The sequence below is a fragment of the Streptomyces sp. NPDC031274 genome, assembly GCF_055570235.1.
Genome location: NZ_JBVIHP010000214.1, coordinates 1 through 1,444 on the forward strand (window position 1 = coordinate 1; position 1,444 = coordinate 1,444).

Annotated in this window: 2 protein-coding genes; one reads left to right on the top strand and one right to left on the bottom strand. The window is 66.0% G+C overall.

Features of this window, described 5'->3' with window-relative positions; genetic code table 11:
* On the top strand, positions 1–742 hold a 742-nt coding region (locus ACZ5CR_RS45085), incomplete at its 5' end, for a hypothetical protein (protein WP_468869421.1).
* A gap of 149 nt (positions 743–891) precedes the next feature.
* On the opposite strand, the gene ACZ5CR_RS45090 is transcribed toward ACZ5CR_RS45085, so the two are convergent.
* Positions 892–1,444: hypothetical protein (locus ACZ5CR_RS45090; RefSeq protein WP_468869422.1), on the bottom strand; the 553-nt coding region annotated here is incomplete at its 5' end.

Consider the following 1,444-nt stretch of genomic DNA (forward strand, 5'->3'; position numbering starts at 1 on the left):
GTTGTTTCCGGGTGTCATGGTGCCCGCCGTGCGAGTCGATACGCATCCGGTCATGGGAGCGGACGGCGTTCTGCAGATCTACCTCACCCGGTACATCGCCGACATGCCAGATGACATAGCCCCGGAGCCGGAGACCCTGAACCTGCATCTGTTGGCGATCGATCCGCCGGTGTGGGCCGAGCACCGCGAGAAGATGCACCCCCGGTACAAGGTAGAGCTAGCCGCCTGCCACAGGCCGTCGCCCGAATCTGAGAGGGACGACGCGGGCCGTGCGGACGTCATCGTCACCGCCGCCAAGGACCAGCCGCCGCTGCTGGTGCTCGACCAGACGATGCACCGGTTTCCCCATACGTCGGCGATCGGGGTGATCACTAAGCGGCGGGAGGGCATGGCCAGCTGCCTTGTGGGGCTGCGAACCTGCTTCTCGCACTACATGGAACCCGGGGCCACCAAGCCCAGTGACGCCAAGGGCTACGTCGTCACGATGACGGCGACGGCCGAGAAGGCGAATCCGCTGTTGTTGTATCCGTCCGCGCTGCTGGGATGGGCGCGCTGGTGGACACAGAACGCCACCGCCCTGTCAGACAGGGAGAGGGACATGGAGGAGCTGCCGCCGCCTCCGCTGTCTGTGGACATCATCGAGGCGTGGCGGACCTTCCGCATCACCTTGTCCGAGCCCGAGCTCACCCGGTGGCCTGCTCCGCCGCCTCCCCCCATGCTCTATGGCGCACCAGACCACTAGGTTGTCGGCGGAGCGGGAACGGTCAGAGTCTGGGGCGGCTCAGAAGTACGAGGTGTCGTCGGCTCGTTCGTATGGCGGATCCGGCTACGCAGCGCGAGTTCTTGCTCGTCATCCACGGCCCGTAGGTGCGCGACAACGGGCACAGGGGGTTATGGGCAACCCGGTCCGGAGGCTGGTTGCCGGTCGCGGCCGCCAAGTCCGCTGCGTGCGCAGACGATGAAGACGACGGTCATGCCGGTGATCACTACGCCGAGGGCCGCCAGGAATGCCCCTCGTTCTGGCAGGCCGATGTCGGTCAGCAGGTGATGGGTGAGCTGTCCGACGAGGAGCATCACGACCGTGAGGGGGATCAGCACGAGCAGCAGTTTCCGTAGCGGCCATGTGTTGCTCGTGGGCGCCGCGGCTGTGTCCGTCGTGGAGCGGGGCGGCGGCTGTGTGCTGATTGTGGCGGGTTGTTCCGGCTGTGATTGAAGCTTCTCTGCTTGTTGGTGTGCGATGCGCTGTGTGTCGAGGATGGCTATCCGGCGCTGGCGGTACTGCTCTTGGAGGAGGGAGTGGCTGCCACGGCTTCCGTGTGCCGGCAGGAGTCGGAGGGCGTCGTTGATGCTGTTGCTGGCTGCGTCGTAGTCGCCGCACTGTTCGTGTCCGATGGCGAGGTAGTAGTGGAGGGTGTGGGCATCGGGGTGGCGGGCGATGGCCTGC